Origin of the sequence: Cohnella hashimotonis, assembly GCF_030014955.1 — a bacterium.
In the GTDB taxonomy this organism is placed as follows: domain Bacteria; phylum Bacillota; class Bacilli; order Paenibacillales; family Paenibacillaceae; genus Cohnella; species Cohnella hashimotonis.
Genome location: NZ_JAGRPV010000001.1, coordinates 6,156,903 through 6,183,228 on the forward strand (window position 1 = coordinate 6,156,903; position 26,326 = coordinate 6,183,228).

Annotated in this window: 20 protein-coding genes and 1 riboswitch; of the genes, 1 reads left to right on the forward strand and 19 read right to left on the reverse strand. The window is 60.8% G+C overall.

Going from position 1 to position 26,326, the window contains the following annotated elements:
* Positions 1-2 precede the first annotated feature (2 nt).
* Entirely contained in the window at positions 3-1,970 is a 1,968-nt protein-coding gene (locus KB449_RS24760) for a glycoside hydrolase family 15 protein (RefSeq protein ID WP_282910920.1), read from the forward strand.
* Between the two features lie 165 nt (positions 1,971-2,135).
* Here the strand turns inward: KB449_RS24760 and KB449_RS24765 are convergent, their stop codons facing one another.
* The 19 genes from KB449_RS24765 to KB449_RS24855 all read right to left on the reverse strand — a co-directional run bounded on the left by KB449_RS24765 (position 2,136) and on the right by KB449_RS24855 (position 26,256).
* On the reverse strand, positions 2,136-3,152 hold the full coding sequence (locus KB449_RS24765; RefSeq protein WP_282910921.1) for a S66 family peptidase: 1,017 nt from the start codon (positions 3,150-3,152) through the stop codon (positions 2,136-2,138).
* A gap of 226 nt (positions 3,153-3,378) precedes the next feature.
* On the reverse strand, positions 3,379-4,200 hold the full coding sequence (locus tag KB449_RS24770; RefSeq protein WP_282910922.1) for an alpha/beta hydrolase family protein: 822 nt from the start codon (positions 4,198-4,200) through the stop codon (positions 3,379-3,381).
* Between the two features lie 339 nt (positions 4,201-4,539).
* The gene (purD, locus tag KB449_RS24775; RefSeq protein ID WP_282910923.1) at positions 4,540-5,799 is read right to left on the reverse strand and encodes a phosphoribosylamine--glycine ligase; all 1,260 of its coding nucleotides are present in this window, start codon (positions 5,797-5,799) and stop codon (positions 4,540-4,542) included.
* Positions 5,800-5,821: 22 nt separating this feature from the next.
* Entirely contained in the window at positions 5,822-7,381 is a 1,560-nt protein-coding gene (gene purH / locus KB449_RS24780) for a bifunctional phosphoribosylaminoimidazolecarboxamide formyltransferase/IMP cyclohydrolase (RefSeq protein WP_282910924.1), read from the reverse strand.
* Between the two features lie 264 nt (positions 7,382-7,645).
* Positions 7,646-8,266 (reverse strand): phosphoribosylglycinamide formyltransferase, encoded by a 621-nt coding sequence (gene purN / locus KB449_RS24785; RefSeq protein WP_282910925.1) that lies wholly within the window; start codon positions 8,264-8,266, stop codon positions 7,646-7,648.
* Positions 8,263-9,309, reverse strand: a complete 1,047-nt coding sequence (purM, locus tag KB449_RS24790) for a phosphoribosylformylglycinamidine cyclo-ligase (RefSeq protein WP_282910926.1) — start codon at positions 9,307-9,309, stop codon at positions 8,263-8,265. The genes purN and purM overlap by 4 nt, the downstream gene beginning before the upstream one ends.
* Before the next feature lie 728 nt (positions 9,310-10,037).
* Entirely contained in the window at positions 10,038-11,675 is a 1,638-nt protein-coding gene (gene purF / locus KB449_RS24795) for an amidophosphoribosyltransferase (RefSeq protein ID WP_434082520.1), read from the reverse strand.
* Positions 11,660-13,903 (reverse strand): phosphoribosylformylglycinamidine synthase subunit PurL, encoded by a 2,244-nt coding sequence (gene purL, locus KB449_RS24800; protein ID WP_282910927.1) that lies wholly within the window; start codon positions 13,901-13,903, stop codon positions 11,660-11,662. Before purL ends, purF begins: the two co-directional genes overlap by 16 nt.
* Entirely contained in the window at positions 13,881-14,573 is a 693-nt protein-coding gene (purQ, locus tag KB449_RS24805) for a phosphoribosylformylglycinamidine synthase subunit PurQ (protein ID WP_282910928.1), read from the reverse strand. Before purQ ends, purL begins: the two co-directional genes overlap by 23 nt.
* A 6-nt stretch (positions 14,574-14,579) precedes the next feature.
* Positions 14,580-14,822 carry a phosphoribosylformylglycinamidine synthase subunit PurS gene (gene purS, locus KB449_RS24810; protein WP_277531880.1) on the reverse strand — a complete coding sequence of 81 codons (243 nt, stop codon included), beginning with the start codon at positions 14,820-14,822 and terminating at the stop codon, positions 14,580-14,582.
* Positions 14,823-15,204: 382 nt separating this feature from the next.
* Entirely contained in the window at positions 15,205-16,128 is a 924-nt protein-coding gene (locus KB449_RS24815; RefSeq protein WP_282910929.1) for a phosphoribosylaminoimidazolesuccinocarboxamide synthase, read from the reverse strand.
* A 32-nt stretch (positions 16,129-16,160) separates the two neighbouring features.
* Positions 16,161-17,456 (reverse strand): adenylosuccinate lyase, encoded by a 1,296-nt coding sequence (gene purB / locus KB449_RS24820; RefSeq protein WP_277566294.1) that lies wholly within the window; start codon positions 17,454-17,456, stop codon positions 16,161-16,163.
* 6 nt (positions 17,457-17,462) lie between these two features.
* A complete protein-coding gene (purK, locus tag KB449_RS24825) occupies positions 17,463-18,773 on the reverse strand; it encodes a 5-(carboxyamino)imidazole ribonucleotide synthase (RefSeq protein WP_434082564.1) in 1,311 nt (436 codons plus the stop codon).
* Between the two features lie 5 nt (positions 18,774-18,778).
* On the reverse strand, positions 18,779-19,264 hold the full coding sequence (gene purE, locus KB449_RS24830) for a 5-(carboxyamino)imidazole ribonucleotide mutase (RefSeq protein WP_282910931.1): 486 nt from the start codon (positions 19,262-19,264) through the stop codon (positions 18,779-18,781).
* A 264-nt stretch (positions 19,265-19,528) separates the two neighbouring features.
* Positions 19,529-19,630: riboswitch (purine riboswitch) on the reverse strand.
* Between the two features lie 244 nt (positions 19,631-19,874).
* On the reverse strand, positions 19,875-20,444 hold the full coding sequence (locus tag KB449_RS24835) for a hypothetical protein (protein WP_282910932.1): 570 nt from the start codon (positions 20,442-20,444) through the stop codon (positions 19,875-19,877).
* A 225-nt stretch (positions 20,445-20,669) separates the two neighbouring features.
* Positions 20,670-21,185, reverse strand: a complete 516-nt coding sequence (locus KB449_RS24840) for a hypothetical protein (RefSeq protein WP_282910933.1) — start codon at positions 21,183-21,185, stop codon at positions 20,670-20,672.
* 28 nt (positions 21,186-21,213) lie between these two features.
* Complete coding sequence (locus tag KB449_RS24845; protein WP_282910934.1) at positions 21,214-23,343, reverse strand: ABC transporter transmembrane domain-containing protein; 2,130 nt, start codon at positions 23,341-23,343, stop codon at positions 21,214-21,216.
* Between the two features lie 91 nt (positions 23,344-23,434).
* Complete coding sequence (locus tag KB449_RS24850; protein WP_282910935.1) at positions 23,435-24,712, reverse strand: hypothetical protein; 1,278 nt, start codon at positions 24,710-24,712, stop codon at positions 23,435-23,437.
* Between the two features lie 152 nt (positions 24,713-24,864).
* On the reverse strand, positions 24,865-26,256 hold the full coding sequence (locus KB449_RS24855; protein ID WP_282910936.1) for an NCS2 family permease: 1,392 nt from the start codon (positions 26,254-26,256) through the stop codon (positions 24,865-24,867).
* Positions 26,257-26,326: the final 70 nt, after the last annotated feature.

Below are 26,326 nucleotides of genomic sequence, written 5' to 3' on the forward strand. Positions count from 1 at the left end.
GAATGAACGATTTTACGCTAAACAAACCTCACCTGATCGACGCCGTCGTCGGCAACGGCCGCATGCTCGGCTCGCTGGGACGCACCGGACGCCTCTATCGGCTCTGGTGGCCGCACGTGGACTTTCCCCAGCATGTCGACGAGATTCGCACCGGCCTGAAGCTGGACCACGACGAGGCGGGCACGACCTGGTTCGACGCTCCCGAAGACGGCTGGCAGCACCGTATCGAATATGTGCCGCGAACGAACATCGTCCGGGTATTCGCCGACCATCCGGACTTTCCCCTTGCCGTCCGTCAGTCGGATTATGCGGTGCCGGACGAGGCGTTTCTCGTAAGGGAGTACAAGATTTCGAACCGTTCCTCAGAGCCGCTTTCTTTTACCTTCGTCTGGTATTCTTCGTTTCGGATTGCAGAGAGCGCGCTTTACAATACGACACTTTTCGATGAGACCGGCGATGCGCTGGTCCACTACCGTCACCGCTACTTTTTCGCCGTGGGCAGCGATCGCGAGTGCGCGGGCTTCCAGTGCGGCTCGTCCAGAGCGCAAGCGGAGCATGCCTGGCTCGACGGCAACGACATCGACATGCAGCCGGACGGCGCGCTCGTCTGGCGCATCGAAGACCTTCAGCCCGGGGAATCATTCACGCTCCCGGTCTACATCGCGGCGGGCCATAACCGTCCGGAAGCGCTCGGCGCGCTGGCGGATGCCAAGAGCCGCTCCGTCTCCGAATGGTGCGAACGGACGACAGATTACTGGCATGAATATCTTCAAAATGCCAATCCCGCTCCGGCAGGCGTCGATCCGGAGATCGCCGAGGCCTATGAACGCTCGCTCCTGACCTTCAGGCTGATGGCGGACGAACGGACGGGCAGCCTGCTGGCGGCGCCAGAGCCCGACGAGCAATTCTCCCGCTGCGGCGGCTATGCCTATTGCTGGGGCCGGGACGCCGCGTTTATTACGACTGCGCTCAACAAGTCGGGCCTGACAGGGGTCTCGGAGAAGTTTTACGAATGGGCATTGAGCGCCCAGGAGCCGGACGGTTCCTGGCAGCAGCGTCACTATCACGACGGCAGCCTAGCGCCTTCTTGGGGGCTGCAGATTGACGAGGGCGCCTCGCTCATCTGGGGCATGTGGCAGCTGTACGAGCAGAATCGCGATGCGGCGTTCGCCGAGCGGATGTGGCCGGCCGTCGCCAAAGGCGCGGCGTTTCTCGCGGGCTACATCGACGAGGAAACGGGACTTCCGCTGCCCAGCATGGATCTATGGGAAGAACGCAAGGCCGAGCATACGTACTCCGCGGCCGCCGTCAGCGGCGGGCTGCGTGCGGCGGCCGCGTTCGCCGAACTGATGAACGAGGCCGAGCTGGCCGGCCGCTGGCGGGAGATCGCGGACCGGATCACTTCGTCGATCGAGTCGCTCTGCTGGAACGAGTCCGCCGGCAGCTTCTACCGCGGGCTCAAGCTTAAGGTAGACGGCGGCGTATACGCGCATGCGGCCGCCCAAGGTTTGGAGGGCAGCGCCAGTCGGACCGCCAAGGGCTATGAGCATTACGAGCTGCGGCACGATCCGATCGTCGATATCAGCCTGCTCGGCTTATCCGTGCCGTTCGGCGTGCTGCCGGCGGACCACCCGTACATGCGGCGCACGGCCGATACGATCGCAAGCAAGCTGCATGTGGAAGGCGTCGGCGGCATCAAGCGCTACGAGAACGACGGCTACATCGGCGGCAATCCTTGGATCTTGACGACGCTGTGGCTTGCGCAATATCGCGTGCAGAACGGACAGCTGGCCGAAGCTGGCGAACTGCTGCGCTGGGCGTGCGAACACCGCACGGAGACCGGCTTGCTCCCCGAGCAAGTCGACCGCAGCACCGGCGAGCCGGCCTGGATCGTGCCGCTCACGTGGTCGCACGCCATGTTCGTGCTGACAGTATCGATGCTCGAAGAAGCCGGGTACTGGGCAAAATAAAATGAAGAAAAGAACCGCTGCGAGGCGGTTCTTTTTTTCTTTTTACATGATGAGCGTATGCCGGCTTCCGGCGAATTGCGCGGTTTTTCCGGCTAACTCGACGCTCCGTCACCACAACCGGCCCAGATACGCGGTTTTTCCGGCTAACTCGCGGGGCTACCATTCTCAAGATCTGAACGTCTGCACCAATGTCCCGCCACCCGCTTCGACGGTAACCTCGGCATACGCCCCGTTGATTAGCGTCAGCTGCGGCGGCTTGTGCCCGCAATCGATGTCGTAAGCAACCGGCAAGCCTAGGTCGTCGGCGATCTCTTCGAACAGATCGAGCTCGGTATAGCCTTCCCTCGGAATATGCACGCCGCTGCGCCCGAACAAAATGCCCGCGCAATTTTCGAACCAGCCCGCCAGCTTCATCTGCACGAGCGAACGCCGCATATCCACCGTGACCAGCTCGCAGTTCTCCAGGTACCACAGGATGGTTTCGCCCTGGATATGTCGCTCGCGGAAGGCTCGCACGTCGCCGTAGGGCGTACCGATCAGATGACGGATGACGTCGATACAGCCGCCCAGCAGCCGGCCGCTCGCCTCCATCCGATCCCCGCGCACGACTTTCCAGACGGTCGGCTCCGTCAAATGGTAGACGCCTTGCGCCGAAGCATCCTCGTTCCACGACGCCTGATGATGCGACGAGGAAGTTTGCGAGATCGACTCGCCTTCGCGCGTCCGCAGCACCTGCTCCCATGCGGCTGTCGTCGGATCGGTATATTCGCTGCGCAAGTCCACGAAGTTCGTGCCGTGCGCCGTCGCCATTCCCGTCCGGAGCGTCACCGCAAGCAGCAGCACGCTGATATCCGAGTAGCCCATGACCCACTTGCGCCCTATGGCATTAAAGTCCAGATGCTCGATCACTTCGATCAGCAGCTCGCCGCCCCAAGGAGGTATAACCAGATCCGTATCATCGTCATGCAAAAAAGCGTTCAGCTCTGCCGCCCGCACGCGCGCCGGCGCCGACTTGGCTTTGTGCTGCGTCCATGTCGTCTCGCCTACGACGACCCGATAGCCCTGCTGCTCGAACCGCGCGACTGCCTCGCGTACGAGCGAATGCGCTTCCCGGGAAACGCCCGAGGACGGCGCCGTGACCCCGACCGTTGCCGGCTGCGGCAATCTAGGATAAACAATCATCGCTCTCGCCCCTTGTCGGATGCGTCGCGCTCCTGACGCTTCCGTATTCGTTTGATCGTCTAATAACAGTTTATCCGCAGCTGCCGCCGTCGTCCATCCGTCGCGACTAGGGCTCGTAATGAACGCAAAAAAGCAGCGGTCATGGCCGCTGCTCAGCGATAAGGTCCTAAGGTCAAATGAGATTCCTGGGTCAAATGTAATTCTTGGGTCAAATGAGGGTCCAGGATCAAATGCTCCAATGCTGCCAATCCCGCTGCCGCTGCTCATAGCCGACGAGCCAATCTCCCGTTGCCTTGAACAGCTGCTCTTTATGCTCGCCCTTGGAATACGTATGATCGGCCTGAAAAATAATCGACTTCTCGCAGCGGCCTTCGCCGCGAAGCCAGAACGTCTTCTCCAGCAGGAACGTGTAGTCTACCGGAATCGTCTCGTCCCCTGTACCGTGCACGAGGAACACATCTCCCGGAAATTTCTGCGTCTCCTGAAACGGCTGATGCTTCATCAGCGCATCGAAGAACGCCGGCTTGATCGAATAACCAAGGTAGTCCGCCTGCCCTTTGGTTACGGCTTCATCGTATGCCTTGCGCCCTACGATCCGGAGAATGTCGTTGAACGGATAAGAGACGGGCGACCAGAGCGCCAGCGACTTCACGCGGCGATCGCGCACGCCCGTCAGCAGCGCGACCGCTCCGCCCAGGCTGTGGCCGAGCAGCGTTACGCGCGTCGGGTCGACGATATCGAGGCCGAGTCCGTAGTCGAGCACTGCCCGCGTCTGCTCGATCATCGAATCGAGCCCATGGTCCCCGTAAGCGCCATCGCTCTCTCCGCATCCTGCGAAGTCGAATCGGATCACCAGGTTGCCCCGACCGGCGAACTCGCGCGCAGCCAGCACGAACAGCCGATCCACGCCGATGCGGTTGCCCACGAAGCCGTGATTGATAATGACAAGCGGCAGCTTGTTGCATTCGGTCTTCCCTTCCTGAGAAGGATAATGTATCGTAGCCGCCAGCGACAAATCGCCGTATCGTATCGTTAAAGAGCGCTCCATGAGAACGTCCTCCCTTTTTCCATTAATTCCGATTAACTTACTATGTATTAAATATAACGCCAGACGTCTCGCCTGTCAATACAAGGTCGAGAAAAATAAAGGCGGAAGTGGGGAACACTAACCGTCCGGATATGAAAATCAAAATATGGAGGTTACCGGAATGGAAGCATTCACAAATTGGGTGTCCACGCATGTACTTACGTCGATGCTGATCGTCGGGTCGGTCATCGCCGTCGCTTTTGTTTTCGCGAACCGCAAAGCGCTGTTTTACAAGCAGTAAGAGGAAAGAGCCGCTCAGGCGCTCGATGTGCGCGGAAGCGGCTCCTATTTTTTAGACGTTTAAACCAGCGCCTTCGCGGCGATGTCCGTACGGTTTTGCTTGCCTTCGAACGTGATGCCGGACGCGGTCCGGTAAGCCGCTTCGCGTGCTTCGGCGATGCCGGCGCCCAGGCCTACTATACCGAGCACACGTCCGCCCGCGGTCACGATCCGGCCGTCCTGCTCCGCCGTGCCGGCGTGGAAAATGAGTCCCTCGGCGGCCGTTTCGAGTCCGTCGATCGGCAGCCCCTTCGGATACGAGCCCGGATAGCCGCCGGACGCGAGCACGACGCAAACGGCAGCCTTGTCGCTCCATTCGATCTCGACTTCGTTCAGGCGGCCTTCAAGCGAGGCCAGAATAATCTCAAGCAGATCGCTTTTCAGGCGCGGCAGTACCACCTGCGTCTCCGGATCGCCGAAACGCGCGTTGAACTCGACCGTCTTGGGACCTTCCGGCGTCAGCATAAAGCCGCCGAACAGCACGCCGCGGAACGGGCGTCCTTCGGATACCATCGCGCGCGCGGTCGGCTTCACGATGTTCTCGATCGCTTCGTCGATGACCGACTGCGGGATGTGAGGCAGCGGCGAGTAGGTGCCCATGCCGCCCGTGTTCGGACCTTTGTCCCCGTCGTATGCCGGCTTGTGATCCTGCGCAGCCGGCATCGCCCGCACCGTCTCGCCGTCCACGAACGCCAGGATCGACATCTCCTGTCCGGTCATGAATTCCTCGATGACGATCTTGTCGCCGGCCGCGCCGAACGACTTGTCGACCATGGTATCCTTGAGCGCCTGCTCCGCTTCCTCGCGGGTGAAGCAGACCGTGACGCCCTTGCCCGCCGCCAGCCCGTCCGCCTTGATAACGATTGGTACCGGCTGCGAAGCGAGATAGTCGCGCGCCGCAGCGTAATCGGTGAACGTTTCGTACTTCGCGGTCGGGATGCCGTACTTTTTGAGCAGGTTTTTCATGAAAATCTTGCTGCCTTCGATCTCCGCCGCAGCCTTGTTCGGCCCGTACACCGGGATGGATGCCGCTTCGAAAGCGTCGACGATGCCCGCCGCCAGCGGGTCGTCAGGACCGACGACGACGAGGTCGATCGCCTGGTCCTTGGCGAACCGCACGAGCTTGTCGAACTCCAGCTCCCCGATCGGCACCAGCTCGGCAAGCTGCGCGATCCCCGCGTTGCCAGGCGCGCAGAAGATGTGCTCGGCCTTCGGGTTTTTGCGCAGCGCCCAGATGATCGTATGCTCGCGGCCGCCGCGGCCTATGACTAAAATACGCATGTTCTCGTTCTCCTCCTGCCGATCAATGCTTGAAGTGACGAACGCCCGTGACGACCATCGCGATGCCGGCAGCGTTCGCCGCAGCTACGGATTCCGCGTCCTTCACCGAACCGCCCGGCTGGATGATCGCCGTAATTCCTGCCTGCGCCGCCAGCTCAACCGTGTCTCCCATCGGGAAAAACGCATCCGAGGCGAGTACCGCGCCCTTGGCCTTGTCGCCCGCCTGCTCGATGGCGATGCGGGCTGCGCCGACGCGATTCATCTGGCCGGCGCCCACGCCGACTGTCATGCTGTCCGCCGCGAGTAGAATCGCGTTCGACTTGACATGCTTCACGACCTTCCATGCGAAAAGCAGCTGCTTCAGCTCTTCAGCGGTCGGCGCGCGCTCCGTGACGACCTGGAGGTCGGCTTCGTCCAAGGAATGGACGTCGCTTTGTTGGACAAGCATGCCGCCGTCGACGCTCGTCACGAGCCATTCCGGCTTGCGCTCGGCCGCACTCTGCATCTGGCTGTCGGTGCCGGTCGCGAGCAGGCGAATGTTCTTTTTGCGGCTCAAAATGTCCAGCGCTTCCGGCGTGAAGTCCGGCGCGATGACGATCTCGAGGAAAATCTGCGCGAGGCGGTCGGCCGTCTGCACGTCGATCGTGCGGTTCGCCGCGACGATGCCGCCGAAGATCGACGTCGGGTCGGACTCGTACGCTTTGACGTACGCTTCGTCGATGTCCGCGCCGATGCCGACGCCGCATGGGTTCATATGCTTGATCGCCACAACCGCCGGCTCGTCGAACTCGGATACGATCGCGAGCGCCGCGTTAGCGTCGTTAATGTTGTTATAGGACAACTCCTTGCCGTGCAGCTGCTTGGCCGTCGTGATGCTCGGGCCCTTCTTGGCGAGCGGCTTGCGGTAGAAAGCGGCCTGCTGGTGCGGGTTCTCGCCATAGCGAAGCTCCTGCACCTTTTCGTAGGTGAACGTCAGGCTCTCGGGCAGCGGGTCGCCAAGCTGTTCGGCGAAGTACTCGGAGATGAGCGCATCGTATGCCGCCGTGTGACGAAACACCTTCGCCGCGAGGCGTTTGCGCGTCTCGAGCGTCGTGTCGCCGCCGGCTTGGATTTGCGCGAGAACTTCGGCGTAGTCGCCTGCGTCGACGACGACGGAGACGAACGCATGGTTTTTAGCCGCGGAGCGCAGCATCGTCGGACCGCCGATATCGATGTTCTCGATGGCGTCCTCATAGCTGACGTCGGGCTTGGACACCGTTTCCTTGAACGGGTAAAGGTTCACGACGACGAGGTCGATGTAGTCGAGGCCCAGCTTCTCCATCGCCTCAACGTGCTCGGCGCTGTCGCGGATCGCGAGCAGTCCGCTGTGCACGGCCGGGTGCAGCGTCTTGACGCGGCCGTCGAGAATTTCCGGGAAACCCGTCACGTCGGAGATGCCGATGACCGGCACGCCCTCGCGCTCGAGCAGCGCATGCGTGCCGCCCGTCGAGATGATCTGCACGCCTTGCGCGGCGAGCGCGCGGCAAAATTCGGTGATGCCCGTCTTGTCGGATACGCTGACCAGCGCTCTTTTAATAGCCATGACTGTTCATCCACTCCTAGTAGGGTTGATTAATGCCGCCGGGGTGGGGTTATCCCCTTCACTCAGCCGCGGCTGCGCGCTGGTTCCTGAGCGAACGGGATAAGCCCACCCCGGGGCGTTCGTGCGATAGTTGGGGTGAAACTTAAAGACGGCTGCATGCTAGTTACCTGATGGAATAGCGATGCGGTACATCGTTATTCTGCGGTGACGGCGCTGTTGCCGGCAAATATCGATACAACATAACGTTTACTTCAGTAACCCGTACTACCCATCCACAGTAACGATACGGCCCGCCAGCGAGACGCGACCTTCTGCGATCAGGCGCACGGTGCGCGGGAGGAGCTCGTGCTCGACCGCGTGGATGCGGGCCGCGAGCGTCTCCGCCGTATCACCGGTCTCGAGCTCGATGACTCGCTGCGCGATAATCGGACCGCTGTCCAAGCCGCCGTCTACGAAATGCACGGTTATGCCGGTAACTTTGACGCCGTAGTCTAGCGCCTGCTCGATCGCCCGTATACCGGGAAACGCAGGCAACAGCGACGGATGCACATTGATCATGCGCCCTTCGTAGGCGCCGACCAGCACGTCCGTCAAGATCCGCATGTAACCGGCCAGCACGATCAAGCCAATCCCGCGCGAAGCCAACTCGGCCGTGATCACGGTCTCATAGGCTTCGCGGGACCCGTATTCCTTTGGCCGGAAGACGAACGTCTCGATACCAAGCTCGCGAGCGCGGGATATGACCTTTGCCTCCGGCTTGTCGCAGACGAGCAGCGCGATCTCGGCGGGGCCGAGAGCGCCCGCCTTCGCCGCTTCGGCCAGCGCCTGGAAGTTGCTCCCGCTGCCGGACGCGAATACGGCAATGCGGAGCTTTTCGCGACTCATTGGAATTCGGCGCCTCCGAACGTCACGACGCGCGAGCCTTCGGTCACGCGACCGATGACATAGGCTTGCTCGCCGAGCTCGCTCGCCAGCGCGACAGCCTGCTCCGCCTGAGCGGCCGGCACGACCAGCACCATGCCGATGCCCATGTTAAACGTCGTGTACATATCGCGGTCGCTGATTGCTCCGTCGCGTTGCATGAGGCCGAACACCGGCTGCACCGGCCATGCGCCGAGGTTGATATCGACGTTGACGCCCTCCGGCAGCACGCGTGGGATGTTCTCGATGAACCCGCCGCCCGTAATATGCGCCATGCCTTTTACCTGCACGTTCTCGATCAGCTTCAGCACCGACTTCACATAGATGCGCGTCGGCTCGATGAGCACTTCGCCAAGCGTCCTGCCTTCGAGTTCAGGCAGCTTGTCCGAAAACTTGTAACCCTTCGTTTCCAGCAGGAGACGGCGAACCAGCGAGAAACCATTGGAATGCACCCCGCTCGAGCCTAGACCGATTACCGCGTCTCCTGCTGCGATGCCGCTGCCGTCGATCGCTTTCGGCTTGTCCACGATGCCGACGGTGAAGCCAGCGATATCGTACTCGCCGTCCTGGTACATGCCTGGCATCTCAGCCGTCTCGCCGCCGATCAGCGCGCAGCCGGCTTGCTCGCAGCCGTCCGCCACGCCTTTGACGATCGCTTCGATTTTCTCGGGCACGAGTTTGCCGCAAGCCAGGTAATCAAGGAAAAACAGAGGCTCCGCCCCGGTCACAACGACGTCGTTCACACACATTGCCACCGCGTCGATACCGATCGTGTCGTGCTTGTCCATCTCGAACGCCAGCTTCAGCTTCGTGCCGACGCCGTCCGTGCCGGAGACAAGCACCGGCTCCTCGTACTTGTCCTTATTCAGGCCGAACAGCCCGCCGAACCCGCCGAGTCCCGTCAACACCTCCGGACGCATCGTGCGCTTCACGTGCTTTTTCATTCGTTCGACCGCTTCGTTGCCGGCAGCGATATCGACGCCAGCCTGTTTGTAAGCTTCGGACACTTGGGTTAAGCCCCCTTGGGTATAATTGTAAAACTGACTTTTTCCGCTATTCGTCCCACAGCCATCTCAGCGTAGGTTTTCTTAGCGGCATCCAATGCCGCTATTCGCTCCTCAGCCGCCTCGGCACAGGCACTTAGCGGCATGCAATGCCGCTATTCACCCCGCAGCAGCCTAGCGCCAGGCACTTAGCGGCATCCAATGCCGCTATTCGCTCCTCAGCCGCCTTGGCACAGGCACTAGCGGCATGCAATGCCGCTATTCGCCCCGCAGCCGCCTCGGCACAGGCACTTAGCGGCATCCAATGCCGCTATTCGCTCCTCAGCCGCCTTGGCACAGGCACTTAGCGGCATCCAATGCCGCTATTCGCCCCGCAGCCGCCTCGGCACAGGCACTTAGCGGCATGCAATGCCGCTATTCACCCCGCAGCAGCCTAGCGCCAGGCACTTAGCGGCATCCAATGCCGCTATTCGCTCCTCAGCCGCCTTGGCACAGGCACTAGCGGCATGCAATGCCGCTATTCGCCCCGCAGCCACCTAGCGCAGGCACTTAGCGGCATCCAATGCCGCTATTCGCCCCGCAGCCACCTAGCGCAGGCACTTAGCGGCATCCAATGCCGCTATTCGCTCCGCAGCCACCTCGGCACAGGCACTTAGCGGCATCAAACGCCACTATCCCGCGTCCGCGGTGGCCGAGGCACCACGCGCCGCGCCAGTCACTTGCGCCATGCCTCAGTCGCAGCTGCAGCTCGTTGCCTTGGCGTCCTCGAACTCCACCGGAGTCGGGTAGTCGTTGGTAAAGCAGCCGAGGCAGAGACCGCGGTCGTACTCGCTCTCCGCCCCGCCGACCGCTTCGAGCAGGCCCGGCTTGCTGAGGAAATACAGTGAGTCCGCGTTGATCGCCTGGCGGATCTCCTCGACCGTCTTGCTCGACGCGATGAGATCGCGGCGATCCGGCGTATCGATGCCGTAGTAGCAAGGATTCGCGAAAGGCGGCGACGTGATGCGCACGTGCACCTCGAGCGCGCCCGCCTCGCGAAGCAGGTTGACGATGCGCAGCGAGGTGGTGCCCCGCACGATCGAATCGTCGATCATGACGACGCGCTTGCCCTGCACGACCTTGCGGACGGCGGACAGCTTCATCTTGACGCCCTTCTCGCGCAGCTCCTGGGAGGGCTGGATGAAGGTGCGTCCGGTATATTTGTTTTTGATAAGGCCAAGCTCATAAGGAATGCCCGTCTGCTCCGCATACCCGATCGCAGCCGAGATGCTCGAGTCCGGCACGCCCGTCACGATGTCGGCGTCGACGAACGACTCCAGAGCGAGCTGCTGGCCCATGCGCTTGCGGGCGCTGTGCAGGTTGATCGTGCCGATGTCGCTGTCGGGGCGCGCAAAGTAAATGTACTCCATTGCGCATACGGAGCGCCGCTGCAGCACCGCGTAGCGTTCCTCGCGGATGCCGTTCCGGTCCAGCACGATAATCTCGCCCGGCTGGACGTCGCGGACATACTCCGCGCCGATCACCTCGAACGAGCAGGACTCGGACGCGAAGATGTACGCGTCGCCGAGCCGACCCATGACCATCGGGCGCAGGCCGTTCGGGTCGCAGGCCGCGATCAGCACGTCCTTGGTCATAATCAGGAACGCAAAGCCCCCGATCAGCCGCGAGAACGCGTCCTTGACCGCCTCGACCAAATCTTTGGAAGAGCGCGCAATCATATGCGCGATGACTTCGGTGTCGCTCGTCGTCTGGAAGATCGAGCCCGACTCCTCGAGCTCGCGCCGGATAATCGGCTCGTTGACAAGGTTGCCGTTGGTGCAAACAGCGAGATCGCCGCCTCGATACTTGAAAACGAGCGGCTGCGCGTTGGCCAGCCGGCTCGCGCCGGCCGTCGAATAGCGGACGTGGCCGATTGCGTTGGCGCCGACAAGCGAATCCAGCCGGTCGCGGTCGAATACTTCTTTCACCAGGCCCATGCCGCGGTGATAGTGGAAGTCGCCGCCAAGATTAGAAGTGCAGATGCCGCAGCTCTCCTCGCCGCGGTGCTGCAGCGCGTGCAGTCCGTAGTACGACAGCTCTGCAGCGTCCTTGTGCCCGAACACGCCGAACACGCCGCATTCTTCCTTCAGCTTGTCCATCATGCCCGACGCCTGGTCGTTGCCCTGATTATAATAATCCCCGGTCCAGAAACGCGCCTCGGCGGCCGGCAGCCCTTCCGTCTGCTTAGATGGCAGGTCGCCGGTCCGTCCGCTCATGTCGTAAGGCAGGATGCTTGCGGTCGGACCGTGCGGCAACATGCCGGCCGAGGCGCTTGCTCCCTCGACGACTGGCAGCGCACGGCCCGCTCCGGCGTTTATTTCATCCGGCATGGGATCGCTTCCTTCCATTCTGTGCGGAATTCGTTCACGGGTGCCTGAATTGCCGTATGTCCGTTGACCGCGATGACCAGTTCGTCTCCCCCGACGGCGCCGAGCTTCTGCGCCGGCACGCCTTGCTCGGCGAGCCACGCTTCGAGCGCCGCGGCGGACTCCGGCTTGGCCGACAGCAGAATGCGCGATTGCGATTCGCTGAACAGCGCCAGGTCCGGACGCAAGTTGGTCGTGAAGTCGACCTTCGCGCCGAGGCCGCGACCGAACGTCGACTCCGCTACCGCAGCAGCCAGGCCGCCTTCGGACAGGTCATGCGCCGAAGCGACGAGGCCTTGGCGAATCGCGCCGAGGACGGCGCCGTGCAGCGCCTTTTCCACGCCCAGGTCGATGACCGGCGGGCGGCCTTCGGTGAGGCCGTGCACCGCGTATTGGAACTCGCTGCCGCCGATCTCCGCCTTCGTCTCGCCGAGCAGGTAGATGACGTCGCCTTCGGCCTTGAATTCTTGCGTCGTGATGTGGTCGATGTCCGTGATCAGGCCGACCATGCCGACGACCGGCGTCGGGTAGATCGCGCCCTTGGCGTTCTCGTTGTACAGCGACACGTTGCCGCCGATGACCGGCGTCTCGAGGAAGCGGCAGGCTTCGGCCATGCCGTCCACCGACTTTTCCATCTGCCAGAACACTTCCGGCTTCTCCGGCGAGCCGAAGTTGAGGTTGTCCGTGATCGCGAGCGGCTCGCCGCCCGAGCAGACGATGTTGCGCGCCGCCTCGGCGACCGCGATGCGTCCGCCGACCTCGGGATCGAGGTACACGTAGCGGCCGTTGCAGTCCGTCGTCATCGCGAGCGCCTTGCGCGTGCCGCGGATCGCGACGACTGCGGCATCCGAGCCAGGAACGACTGCGGTCGACGTGCGGACCTGGTAGTCGTACTGGCTGTAAACCCATTCCTTGCTCGCGAGCGAAGGAGAGCCGAGCACCTTTTTGAGCGAATCCGTCAGGTCGAGCATTTGCTCGTAGCGGTTCGTATCGATGGAGCCGTTTTTCAGATAGTAGTCCGGCACCTTGGAAGGCTTGTTGTACACCGGGCAGTCGTCGACGAGCGCCTTGACCGGCATGTCCGCGACTTCTTCGCCCTTGTGGAACAAGCGGAGACGGCCGTCGTCCGTCACTTTGCCGACCTTGGCGCAGTGCAGTCCCCAACGCTCGAAGATCGCCTTGGCTTGGGCTTCGTGATGCGGCTCGGTGACGAAGAGCATGCGCTCCTGCGACTCGGACAGCATCATCTCGTACGCGGTCATGCCTTCTTCGCGCTGCGGCACCTCGTCAAGGTACAGCTCCATGCCGTTGCCCGCCTTGCTCGCCATCTCGGCGCTCGAACAGGTGAGGCCCGCGGCGCCCATGTCCTGGATGCCAAGTACGATGCCGGAGTCGATCAGCTCGAGCGTCGCTTCCATGACGAGCTTCTCCATGAACGGATCGCCGACCTGAACGGCCGAGCGCTTCGCTTCGGATTCGGCGGTCAAGTCCTCGGACGCGAACGTCGCGCCGTGGATGCCGTCGCGGCCCGTAGCCGGACCGACGTAGAATACCGGGTTGCCGACGCCCTTGGCGACGCCGCGCTGGATCTTGTCGTGATCGATGAGGCCGACGCACATCGCGTTGACGAGCGGATTGCCCTCATACGCTTCGTCGAACATGACCTCGCCGGCGACCGTCGGGATGCCGATGCAGTTGCCGTAGCCGGCGATGCCGCTGACCACGTGCTCGAACAGGTACTTGACGCGGTCGCTCTCGAGCTTGCCGAAGCGCAGCGAGTTGAGCAGCGCGATCGGGCGGGAGCCCATCGAGAAGATGTCGCGGATGATGCCGCCGACGCCCGTCGCGGCGCCTTGATACGGCTCGACCGCGGACGGGTGGTTGTGCGACTCGATCTTGAAGACGACGGCTTGCTTGTCGCCGATGTCGACGATGCCGGCGCCTTCGCCCGGTCCCATCAAGACGCGCGGGCCGGTCGTCGGGAAGCGGCGGAGCAGCGGCTTGGAGTTCTTGTACGCGCAGTGCTCGGACCACATGACGCTGAATACGCCGATCTCGGTGTAGTTCGGCTGGCGTCCGAGGAAACCGCAGATGAGTTCGAATTCGGAATCGGAGACGCCGAATTGCTTGTAGATTTTCTGCTCGGCGATCTGCTGGACCGTCGGTTCTTTAGCGGGTGCTTGCTGCGCCATTGCGTTCCCTCCAAGCGTTCAGTACTGACGTAAACATCTTCGCGCCGTCCGCCGAGCCGAGCAGCTCGCTGACCGCGCGCTCCGGGTGCGGCATCATGCCGACGACGTTGCCCGCTTCGTTCGAGATGCCGGCGATGCCCGCGACAGAGCCGTTCGGGTTGACGCCGTCGTAAGTGAAGACGATCTGGCCATTCGCCTTGAGGCTCGCCAGCGTCTCTTCGTCGCAATAGTAGTTGCCTTCGCCGTGCGCGATCGGAATCGTCACGACCTCGCCCTGCGCATAGTCGCGGGTGAACGCCGTGTTCGCGTTTTCGACGCGCAAGCCCACCGGGTGGCAGCGGAACTTGAGGCTGTTGTTGCGGATAAGCGCGCCGGGCAGAAGACCCGCCTCGGTGAGCACCTGGAAGCCGTTGCACACGCCAAGCACGAACTTGCCTTCGGCCGCGGCCTTGCGCACTTCGGTCATGACGGGAGCGAGCTGGGCGATGGCGCCGCAGCGCAGGTAGTCGCCGTAGGAGAAGCCGCCCGGCACGAGAATGCCGTCATAAGCGGACAGATCGGTGGCCGTGTGCCAGACATAATCGACGTCCTCGCCCAGAACGTCGACGACCGCGTTGTACATGTCCAGGTCGCAGTTGGAGCCCGGGAATACGATGACCGCGAATTTCATGAGGTCTCAGCCCTCCAGTTCGAATCGGTAGTCTTCGATGACAGTGTTGGCGAGCAGCTTTTCGCACATGGCCTTCACGCGCTCTTCGGCAACGGCGCGGTCGGTCGTGTCTAGCGTGAGTTCCAGATACTTGCCGATGCGGACCTTTGCGACTTCGTCGAAGCCGAGCGTTTGCAGTGAGCCTTGAACGGCGTTGCCTTGCGGGTCGAGCACGTTTTCCTTGATCGTGACGTATACCGTTGCTTTCATGGGACGGGTCTCCTCCTGGATAGGGACATGGGATAGGGGCTGTATGGTCGAAAGTAGAGCGTCGGCGGCAAAGGAACGGCGAGCTGCGGACGGGACTGCGGATGAAAGGCCGACGATGGCGCCAACCTTCCCATCAACCGGCTGCGCGGCGCATTTAGCTGCAAATGTGCAGTTATTCCCCCGCCCCGCTCGCTCCAGAGCGATATAACTGCAAATGTACAGTTATTTCAGCTTCGGCCTCGCCCAACGCCGCAAATGTTCGAAAATAAATGTTTTTTTGCAGCTATTCCGGCGGCGCCATCTCAGTTAACGGAAAATAGATGTATTTTTGCAGTTAATGGCGACGATAGCGGCGATTGCTCAAGCCGCGAATCGCGAGCCGCTAGTACTTGATCGGCTGGAACGCCGTAAAGCCATAGCTCGTCGGCTCCGTCAGCCTGCGGTAGATCTCCTGGTAGCGTGCCGTCGTCGCGTCCACGACATCGTCCGGCAGGCGCGGCGGCGTGCTGTCGCGGTCCCAGTCGGTGCCGAGCAGGTACGTGCGGACCGGCTCCTTGTCCATGCTGTCGATCTCGATATCGAGTTCGTACTTCTCTTCGGCCCAGAAGCGCGAGGAGTCCGGCGTGAACAGTTCGTCGATCAGGATGATCTCGTCGCCCAGCAGGCCGAACTCGAACTTGCAGTCCGCCAGGATGATGCTCTTATGCTCGCATACCGCGAGCGCGTAATCGTACAGCAGGAGGCTGCGCTTGCGAAGGCCGGCGGCCAGCTCCGCGCCGATGCGGCGCTCCATCTCCTCGTAGGAGATGTCTTCGTCATGGCCGACGTCGTTTTTGCCCGCGGGGGTGAAGATCGGCTCCTCCAGCTTGTCGTTCTTGTGCAGGCCGGCAGGAAGCGGGATGCCGTTGACCTCGCCGTTCTTCTGGTACTGCCGCCAGCCGCCGCCCGTGATGTAGCCGCGCACGACGCATTCGATGTCGATCCGCTGCGCTTTTTTCGTGACCATGATCCGCCCCGCCAGCTTGTCCGGCTCGGAGACGAGATCGCCGAGCTTGCGGACATCCGTATGAACGACGTGGTTCGGGACGAGATCCTTCGTCTTCTCGAACCAGAAGGCGCTTAGGCCATTCAGCACCTTGCCCTTCTCGGGAACGGCGGGATCGAGCACGTAGTCGAACGCCGAGATCCGGTCGGTGACGACGATGAGCAGATGCTCGCCGAGGTCGTACAGCTCCCTGACCTTGCCCTTGTGGATGAGCGGCGCCTTGACGAGCCCCTCCGCGGTAGATAACGCTTCTGTAGACATGTCAGCCTCCTGCATTCTTTATATGAAAGAAATTATTCCAGACCGAGCCGTTTGAAAATCGTATCGACATGCTTCAGGTGCCACGAAGGGTTGAACGCGTCTTCGATTTCTTCCGCGCTCAGCGCGTCGGTAATCTCCTTCGTCTCGGAGACGATGGATTTGAAGTCGCGCTGCTCTTCCCAGGCCTGCATTGCGCGTGGCTGCACGGTATCGTACGCCTGCTCGCGGGAGAAGCCTTTGTCGATCAGCTTCGTCATGATGCGGCCGGAGAACGGCACGTTGTAGGTGCTGCGCATGTTGCGCTTCATGTTCTCGGGGAAAACCTGCAGGTTTTTCACGATGTTGCCGAAGCGGTTCAGCATGTAATTCAGCAGCATCGTCGCGTCCGGCAGGATGATGCGTTCGACGGAGGAGTGGGAAATATCGCGTTCGTGCCACAGCGCCACGTTCTCGTAAGCGGTGATCATGTGGCCGCGGATGACGCGGGAGAGACCGCTGATGTTCTCGCAGCCGATCGGATTGCGCTTGTGCGGCATCGCCGACGAGCCCTTCTGGCCTTTGGCGAACGGTTCCTCGACTTCGCGGAACTCGCTCTTCTGCAGCGCGCGGATCTCGGTCGCGAACTTGTCGAGCGAGGAACCGATCAGCGCCAGCGTCGCCATGTACTCGGCGTGCCGGTCGCGCTGCAGCGTCTGGGTGGAGATGGGCGCCGCGCTGATCCCTAGCTTGTCGCACACGTACTGCTCGACGAACGGGTCAAGGTTGGCGTACGTGCCGACCGCGCCGGACATTTTGCCGTACTGGACTTCGTCCGCCGCTCTGCGGAAACGCTCCAGGTTGCGCTTCATCTCTTCGTGCCACAGCGCGAGCTTCAGGCCGAACGTCGTCGGCTCGGCGTGCACGCCGTGCGTGCGGCCCATCATCGGGGTCGACTTGTATTGAATCGCCTGATCGCGAAGGATGGCAATGAAGTTAACGAGGTCGCGCTCAAGAATCTCGTTGGCTTGCTTCAGCACGTAGCCGAGGGCGGTGTCGACGACGTCCGTCGACGTCATGCCGTAATGCACCCACTTGCGCTCCTCGCCAAGACTCTCGGATACCGCCCGCGTGAACGCGATGACGTCATGGCGGGTCTCCAGCTCGATCTCGTTGATCCGGTCGATGTCGAACTTGGCGTTCTGACGCAGCAGCACGGTGTCCGCCTTCGGGATATGGCCGAGCTCCGCCCAAGCCTCGCAAGCGCACAGCTCGACTTCGAGCCATGCCTTGAATTTGTTTTCTTCAGTCCAGATAGCCCGCATCTCGGGGCGGCTGTAGCGTTCGATCATGATGGATTAGACCCTCCAAATGGTTGATTCGTTGATCCAGGCGAGCGCAGCTGCGGTATCCGCGGCCAGCACGTTGACGTGGCCCATCTTGCGTCCGGTCTTGGCCTCCGCCTTGCCGTACAGGTGAATCTTCGGCGTGACCCCAAGCCTATCGGCTTCCGGATCGCGCGCCTGCATCCAGTCAAGCAGCGGCTGGACATGCTCGCCGAGGATATTGCCCATCACGACGGGCGACAATAGCGAGGTGTCCCCGAGCGGGAGGTCGCAGATTGCGCGGATATGCTGCTCGAACTGGGACGTTCGGCACGCCTCCATCGTATAGTGCCCGGAATTGTGCGGCCGCGGTGCAAGCTCGTTGACGAACAGCGTACCGTCCTTGGCGACGAACATCTCGACCGCGATCAGGCCGACGGCGCCGAGCGTCTCCGCGATCGATACCGCGAGGCGCTCCGCCTCGGCGATCACGGCGTCCGGCACCCGCGCGGGCACGATGGACAAGTGCAATATATTGCGAACGTGTATATTCTCGGCAGGGGGAAACGTTCGGATCTCTCCGGACGGCCTGCGTGCCGCAATGACCGAGATCTCCCGCTCGAAGTCGATGAACTTCTCGAGCACGAGCTCGGTGCCGGCGCGGCTCGCCTCGTCCCAGGCGGGAGCGAGCTCCTCCGTCACGCGCAACACCCATTGACCCTTGCCGTCGTAGCCGCCGGTCGCCGTCTTCAGCACGGCGGGCAGCCCCAGACGCTCGGCCGCCTCCTGCAGGTCGGCGAAGCTCGCGATCTCGGCGTAAGGCGCGACCCGCGCCCCCGCCGCCTCAATGGCGCGCTTCTCGCGCAGCCGATGCTGCGTCGTATGCAGCAGGGCGCTGCCCTGCGGCACATAAGATTCCGCCTCCAGCATCGCCGCGACGTCCGCGTCCACGTTCTCGAACTCGTACGTGATGACGTCGCTGCGCCGCGCCAACTCGCGCGCCGCGTCGCGGTCGGCGTAGCCGGCCACGATCTGTTCGGCCGTCTGGCCGCACGGCGCGTCGGGCGTCGGGTCGAGCGCCACGAAGCGGTAGCCCATCCGGCTGCCCGCGTGCGCGAGCATCCGCCCCAACTGCCCGCCGCCCAGGACGCCGATCGTGGCGCCGGGCAGGATCGGCCGGGCCGGCTTCGCGCCAGCGGCCGCAGCCTGACCGGTATTCGCCGCCCCGCCTTGGACGGCACCGCCCCATGCCGCTCCGTCCTGCACGCCGCCGACCGGCCCGCAACCGTCGGCGCCGCAAGCCTCGCCTTCGCCGCTCAGCAGCCCCTCAAGCTCGCGATTCAACCCGCTCATGGCAGCACCGCGTTGTCCAGCACGTCCTGCGTGGTCCGCTCGCGCCGCGCGGCGACGCGCGCCTGCACGTCCGTATCGAACGCGCCGACGATCTGCGCCGCCAGCAGGCCGGCGTTCGTGGCGCCGGCCGCGCCGATCGCGACCGTCGCGACCGGGATGCCGCCCGGCATCTGCACGATCGACAGCAACGAATCCAGCCCGTTCAAGGCGGCGGACTTCACGGGCACGCCGATGACGGGCAGGACGGTCTTCGCGGCGACCATGCCGGGCAGATGAGCCGCGCCGCCGGCTCCGGCCACGATGACCTTGAGCCCGCGATCCGCCGCGGATGCCGCATATTCGAACATCAGATCCGGCGTACGATGCGCCGATACGACTTTTTTCTCATAGGGGACGTTCAGTTCGTCCAGCACCTCGCACGCCTTCTTCATCGTCTCCCAATCGGACGTGCTGCCCATGATGACCCCGACGATTGCCGACATGGTTCCACCCTTTCCCCCGTTAGCTTTTCCTCATTGTCATTATTGCACAAATTCCGTCGCAACTTGTCCGGCCCGCGAATCCGACCGCGCGGTGCGGCGATTCCCAGGCACGGATCCGGTTAAAAGCGCAAAAAAGGGCGACTTCAGGCCGCTGTCGGCCCTCCGTCTAACCCCGTCTCTATCCCTATATTCCCGGCTTCGCTCCCAGGCGCCGCAAAGGCGCAACGCGTTCCTTCCCGCGAGGGATCGTCCCGCATTCCGCCTATCGTCCGTCCGAGAGCTCGTAGTCCGGAAATTTAAGGTCTCCGGGTAGAGACGATCGGGCCTTATTCCCGATAATATACGAGCGATTCCGATTCTGTTTGCCGGTTTTTAGTTTAACCCAAACCTCACATCTCTGTCAAACGAAAAGGCGAACGCTAGCGATTGCTGAAAAAACGAATGTTCGGATTTTGGTCATACAATTCCGAGGCCGGAGGTTAGATTAAGAAATTTTCAGTAAATTTAATATTATGGAGGTTAAACAAAAGCCGCCCTTCGTTCGCGTCGCCGCTCATGCAAAAGGATGCCTCCGGCCCAAAGGCCTTCGACACCCTCTTGAAACTTGCGATTAACGAACCTTCCGCCTACTCGCCCGCCGCGACGCCAGCCCGCGAACCCATCGTTCCAGCTGGTCGAGCGGCAGCTTGTACAGCGCCAACGACCCGTTAACGGTCCTCGACGCTTCCGGCAAAGAGGCGATTCGTCGCAGCAGCCGCCCTTCGCGTGTCTCCGGCGACGACGGGACCCAGAACTGGATGTACCGGACCCCTGCATAGCCTTCGCGGATATCTTCTACAAGCTCGCTTGCCGCTGCGAGCAGCAAATCCGGCGTGCGCCGCTTCTCTTCGATATAAAATACTTCAAGCTGACAATTCTCCCGATCCTCGTATTCGCCCGGCCCGGTGCCGTAAGCAAAGCCAAAGGCGCCCAGATTCTCGTATGTATCCTCGCAATGAATCAGCATCGCCCTGCCGAGCACGAGCGGACTCGCGAGAAAGCTCAGCTTGGTTGCAAACGAATAAGGGAGATGAAGACTGGCGTGACGCGATATTAAATAACGGAGGTAGGAAGCGTGGTCCATCTCCAGCTCGCAGCGCCTGAATATGCAGTTCGCATGGATGATCGCCCTGCCGGCCACCGTCTCTACCTCCCGGATCTTCTTTCCTATCGTGCGGCGGAACCGCTCCGCCGTCGCTTCGCGGAGCGGCCGAAGTTCTTACTGTTGCGGCTTTACGCGAAGATTGTCGTTCGCGATGACGATTTTGCCGAAGCCGCTGCCCTTCGTCGGCTTTTCCATCGTTGTGGGAACCGGGAACATACTCTCGACCTCCTTCGACAAAAATTGGATACATATCCATTTCAACTATACACGATTCCATTTGCACAGCATAGACAAAATGTGCTCGATATCGCCTGCGTAAAGCGTCTCTTTGCCCAATGCGCCGTCACGCACGCCGTAAGGCCGGACGAACTTCGCGTACAGCCGGTTCAAGTATTTGTTGTCGGATTGCGCGGTTAACCGGACTTCCCGCACCTCGGGATGCCGCTCCGCGATCGATCGAATCGTAAAGCCGAAGCCGTCAAGAAATACGCGGGTCCCCCGATGCGAGCGGACGGCGAGCGCCAGGTCGATCAGAGCGACGTCTTTGTCGTTGAACGCTTGCTCCCTCGTCCCGTGGTAGTAAGCGCCCAGCCCCACCGCTTCTCCGCCTTCTCTCACCAACACGATCGATCCCTCCGTGATGTATTGATAGGCCAGCGTAACCGTATCCAGCACTGAAAACGAAGGATGCACGTCTCGCATATGTTCGAGCAGAAACAGGCTGGCTTGCGCAAAATCGTCGTCCGTCGCGCATACCGCGCATTGAAGCGCCGTCATTCAAACCTCTCCTTTCGTGGCCGTCCGCTCAAGCTCTCCGCTCGAGTGCGCGGCTCAATTCGTCGCGGATCTGCGTCGAGCCGCTCAGCAGCCGCTGAAACGTCTCCCGGCGCATCGACAGCAGCACGGAAGGACCCATCGCGCGCACGGTGGCGGTCCGCGGCACTTCCTTCATAAGCGCGATCTCGCCGAAATAATCGCCGTCCTGAAGCGTCGCGACACGTCGTTCGCCCGCATCTTCCGTCTGCTTGGTCACTTCGAATTTGCCGCGTACGATAATATAGAAGGTATGTCCTTCCTCGCCTTCCCGGACGATCGCCTCGCCCTCTCGGCACGTCTGCGTCGAGAAGGCGGCAGACAGACTGTCCAGCAGTCCCGCGTCGATCCCCGCCAGAAACGGCAGCCGCGCCAGCCAATCCGTGTTCACGTCCGCATGCAGTCCGTCCTCGGACAGCCGGAAGCCCTGCTGCTTTTCCCACAGCCGCGCATAAGCGCCGCCCAGGACGAGGAGCTGCTCATGCGTGCCGCTTTCGACGACTTTGCCCTTGTCGAACACATAGATACGATCGGCTTCCACGACCGCGGACAGCCGGTGCGTCACCGATACGACCGTCTTGCGGCCGCGCAGCGACAGCACCAGCTCGTTCACCGCCGCCTCCGCCCCCGGATCGAGCGCCGAGGTCACTTCGTCGAGCAGCAGCACGTCGGGATCGCGGAGCAGCGCCCGGGTCAGCGCGATGCGCTGGCGTTCCCCGCCTGAGAAGCTGCCGCCCTCCTGCCGGACGAGCGTATCGAGTCCGTTCGGCCAACGCGCGACCGCCTCTTGCAGCCCGCTTTTGCGCACCGCTTCATTCAAATCGGCCTCGCTCAGTCCTTGCTTGTCCAGCAGCAGATTGTCCCGGACGGACGCATTGAACAAAAACGTATCCTGCCCGACGAGCAGCGCCAGCTCGCGCAGGTTGCGCTCCCCGATCTCGCGTAAGTCCAGGCCGTCTATCGCGATGCGTCCCTTCCTCGGATCGTACAAGCGGGCGAGCAGCTGCAGCGCCGTGCTCTTGCCCGAACCGCTGGCGCCGACGAACGCCGTGTAGCTGCCGCCCGCGATGCCGAGCGACACGCCGCGCAGCTGGTCCGCTCCCTTTTCATAGCCGAAATCGACGCCCTCCATCGCAATCTCCCGAATCGGACCCGCGGGCGAACGGGGTTCCGCAGGCTCCGGCACTTCCGGCTCGCGCGCCATCAGCTCTCCGATTCTGGCGAAGCTCACCCGCGCCTCGATCATGCCGGGAATCAGATAAGTCAGGTTAGTTGCGGACTGGCCGACCGTCATGAACAGCGTAAAGAACGCCATGAAGCCGCCGATCGTCAACTGGTCGCGAAAGATCAGGTAACCGCCGAAGCCGATCATCGCGCCGTTCAGGACCATCAGCGACACCAGCGGCAGACGCTCCATCCAAGAAGTGATGAGGCGGAGCCGCAACCCGTTTTTCAGCATGTCCCCGATAAGACGAGCGGACAGCTGGCGCACCCGCTCCTGCTGATGAAGGCTGCGGATCGTCTTGTGTCCCTTCACCGTCTCGTCGATCGCATTCATAAAGCGCTCCTGCGACGACTTGAGCTGCTGCTGGCCGGCTTCGGCTCTGCGCTGCAGCAGCTTGGGCCCCGCAATCATGAGCGATGCGCCCGCGAGCATGATCAGGGTCAGCCTCCAATCGAGCGCGAACAGCATGCTGATCCCCAGGCAGGCGCTGAGCGTCTGCGCGAACAGCATCGGCACCGTCGCCCCAACGGTGCGCTCGACCGAAGCGGTATCAGTCGTAAAGCGTGCGACCAAGTCGCCCGTGCCGTACTCCCTGTAGAAGGAGATCGATTGACGCTGAAGGCGCTCGAACAGATCGAGACGAAGCTTCGCGATGCCTTGGCCGACTAACTTTCCCAGCGCGTAGTCGCCGGATAAAGAGGCGGTGATCGACAGCACCCCCACCCCGATCAGCAGTCCCAGAATCAGCGCGAACATGCCGCCGTCCTTCGGGACGAACGCTTCGTCGACCAGATACTTCAGACTGAGCGGCGCGGCGACCGCGTACGCGGCTTCGATCAGGATGCAGAGCAGGAGCAGGGCGAGCAGCCCTCTGTAGGCGGTGAAATATTTCAGCATATGGTCTCCCTTGCAGGTGCGAGCGGATGATCGCTTGATAGTTGCAACTTTGAGAGGGTTACTCTGTAGCCTACGTTTTTGCTCATCAGATTTAGATTAAATTGCTTCTCGGTTTCATGTCTAAATAGTCCAGCGCCAATTCGGCAAAGCGATAGGTGCTTTCTAATCTAGACATGAATTGTACCTTGTTGCGAAAATCGAGGTAGTACGCTTCCAATTCCAAATCTCTATAATCATGAAATGCAAATGGCAAAAGTTCTTCTTCCATCATTTCTTGCAAAACGCAAATCATAAATTTCTCTTCCTTTTGATCGCTGAGGTAAACATTTAAAAAAGTTCGGTTCGCTTCCAGTCTGTATAGGATTTTATATTGATTTTTCTCATATATAAATTCGGCCCCCAAGGACATCCATTCCTTAAGATTCCCTCTTCGAATCGAAAAACCTTTGCGCCTATAATGAAGATCCGCGGATTGCTCCAATGCTTCATTCATATCGAAACTTTCATGGATTTGAGACTCCAAAAAGGGAATACCTTTTACCAGTATGTTTTCCAACACCAGCTTCAGCTGTCCCTTTAAGGCCTTTTCCGATTTGAATAAGAATTTCTCATTCAGCCCCGCATCCCGTTTCTTAAAATATTGTTCAGGAGGTTGGTCGCTTGGGTAGCTATATCCGACCGCTAGGCTCTCATTATCAAAATGGAATGATATGTAATACCGAAATCCGCCAATGGATTTTCTAAAATATAAATTATGATATTTCCCATGTAGTTCCGATTTCACCGTATCCTGAACATATCCTCGTCGTTGCAGTTCTTCGCCGCATTCGCAAATAATAATCTTGCTGACCTGTATCGGCTTTTTCCCGGATAACTGCTGTGCCTCGCACCTCTCCAGTGTCTCCTGATCGGCTTGTGCGAAAAAATCGTATTCAAATTGTTCTATGTCTCTCCACGCGAATGCCTTTTTTAAAATCAGTAGCAACTCGTGATGCGCCATCCCGGCTTGAATTAAATCGATTTGACCCGGATTAATTGCATACGGCTTTAGCTGCTCATAAGAATCGGCCTTTTGACTTGCCTCGCCCATTTCACGATAATAGTAAACCATTTTATGTCCAAGATCATAGACATTGAGTTCCAAGTAATAATCCAGAAAAAATTTAAAATCAATAACAATCGTTTTTAGTGCCAAAGACAGCGATTGTGCGCGTTTCTGAGCGTTTACAAGTCCGTCCTTAAGCGCAAGCGCAGTCCATTTGTCGCCCGCCGGAAAGGCATAGACTTGCAGCTTTGACTTCGAGGCCCACGCTTGAATGGCTGCCGTATCGAATGACTGAATCAATAGCAAAATGGAATTTTGACTCACTTCGCTCGCTTCGCTCCCTTAGAAGGAAAATGAACCAAAATGATGAATAGAGGCGTATGGCATCATTTTATCTAACAAACGTTTATTTTGCACACACAAAAACCTCCAAGCCTTTGAAAGAAAGGTTTGGAGGTTTTTCTGATAAAGTATGTTTAGCCTTCAGCGCCGATGAACACGTAACGCGCGATGACGAGCACGAACAGCACCCACATCAGCCAGTGCACCTGGTACTTCTTCTTGCCGGCCAGATTGGCGATGACGGCCAGCACCACGTACGAGATGATGCCGAAGGAAATGCCGTTGGCGATGTTGTAGGTGAACGGCATCATGGCGATCGTCAGAAATGCCGGAATGCCGACGACGAGATCCTCGAAGTCGATCTCCTTGACGGACTGCATCATGAGCACGCCGACGATGATGAGCGCCGCGCTCGTCGCCGGGGACGGCACGAGCAGCGCGATCGGCGCGAGGAACAGCGACAGCAGGAACAGTACGCCCGTCGTCGACGAGGTCAGACCCGTACGGCCGCCTTCGGCGATACCGGCGGAGCTCTCGACGAAAGCGGTCATCGTGCTCGTGCCGAGCATGGCGCCGCCGCTGACGGCTACGGCGTCGACCAGCATCGCTTTGCCGACGAGCTTGCGTCCCTTCTCCTTATCCTTGAAGAAGCCGGCACGATTGGCCGTACCGACCATGGTGCCGAACGTATCGAACAGCTCAACGAACGTGAACGTCGCGATCGCCGAGAGCAGACCGGTCGTCAGCAGGTCGCCGAAGTTGAAGTCCCAGAAGTTCAGCTTGCTGAAGTTCGGCACCCAGTCCGCGGACTTCATCGAGTCGAAGCTGACGACGTCCACGCCAGGAATGGCGCCGATGAGCGTCGTAAGCAGGATCCCGTACAGAATGGCGCCGCGAACGCGGAGCACCATCAGCGCGCTGATGATCAACAGTCCGAGCACGGTCAGCCATACGGACGGCTCGGTGATGTCGCCGAGGTGGAAAATCGTCTCGTTGCTGTTCAGGTTGCTGTAGGAGCCGGCCGCGTAGTCTGCGAACGGGCTCAGCGAGATCGTCAGCAGGCCGCTGCCTTTGAGGCCGATGATCGTGATGAACAAACCGATGCCGACCGTGATCGCAAACTTGATGCTGTCCGGGATCGCGACGATCAGCATCTGACGAATCTTGGTGACGGTCAGAATAATGAAGATAATCCCCGAGATGAATACCGCGGCCAGCGCCATCGAAGGCGATATTGCGTGGTCGGTCGCTTTGGACGCTACGACTGTCGTCGCGAAGTAGGCGTTGAGCCCCATGCCAGGCGCCAGCGCGACCGGGAAGTTGACAAACAAGCCCATCGCAAGCGTAAAAATGCCGGCGCCCAGCGCCGTTGCGAGGAAGATGCCGTACGTGTCGAGCCCCGATCCTCCGAGCACCAGCGGATTGACCGCCAGGATGTACGCCATCGTCATGAACGTCGTAATGCCCGCCATGATCTCCGTGCGTACGTTTGAACCGAACTCCTTCAGCTTAAAGAAACGTTCCATCGTCTCCAAAGCTCCCCTTTCGCCCCTTAAAAGTTGGCGCCACAACCAAAAAACCCAGAAGATACTTCTC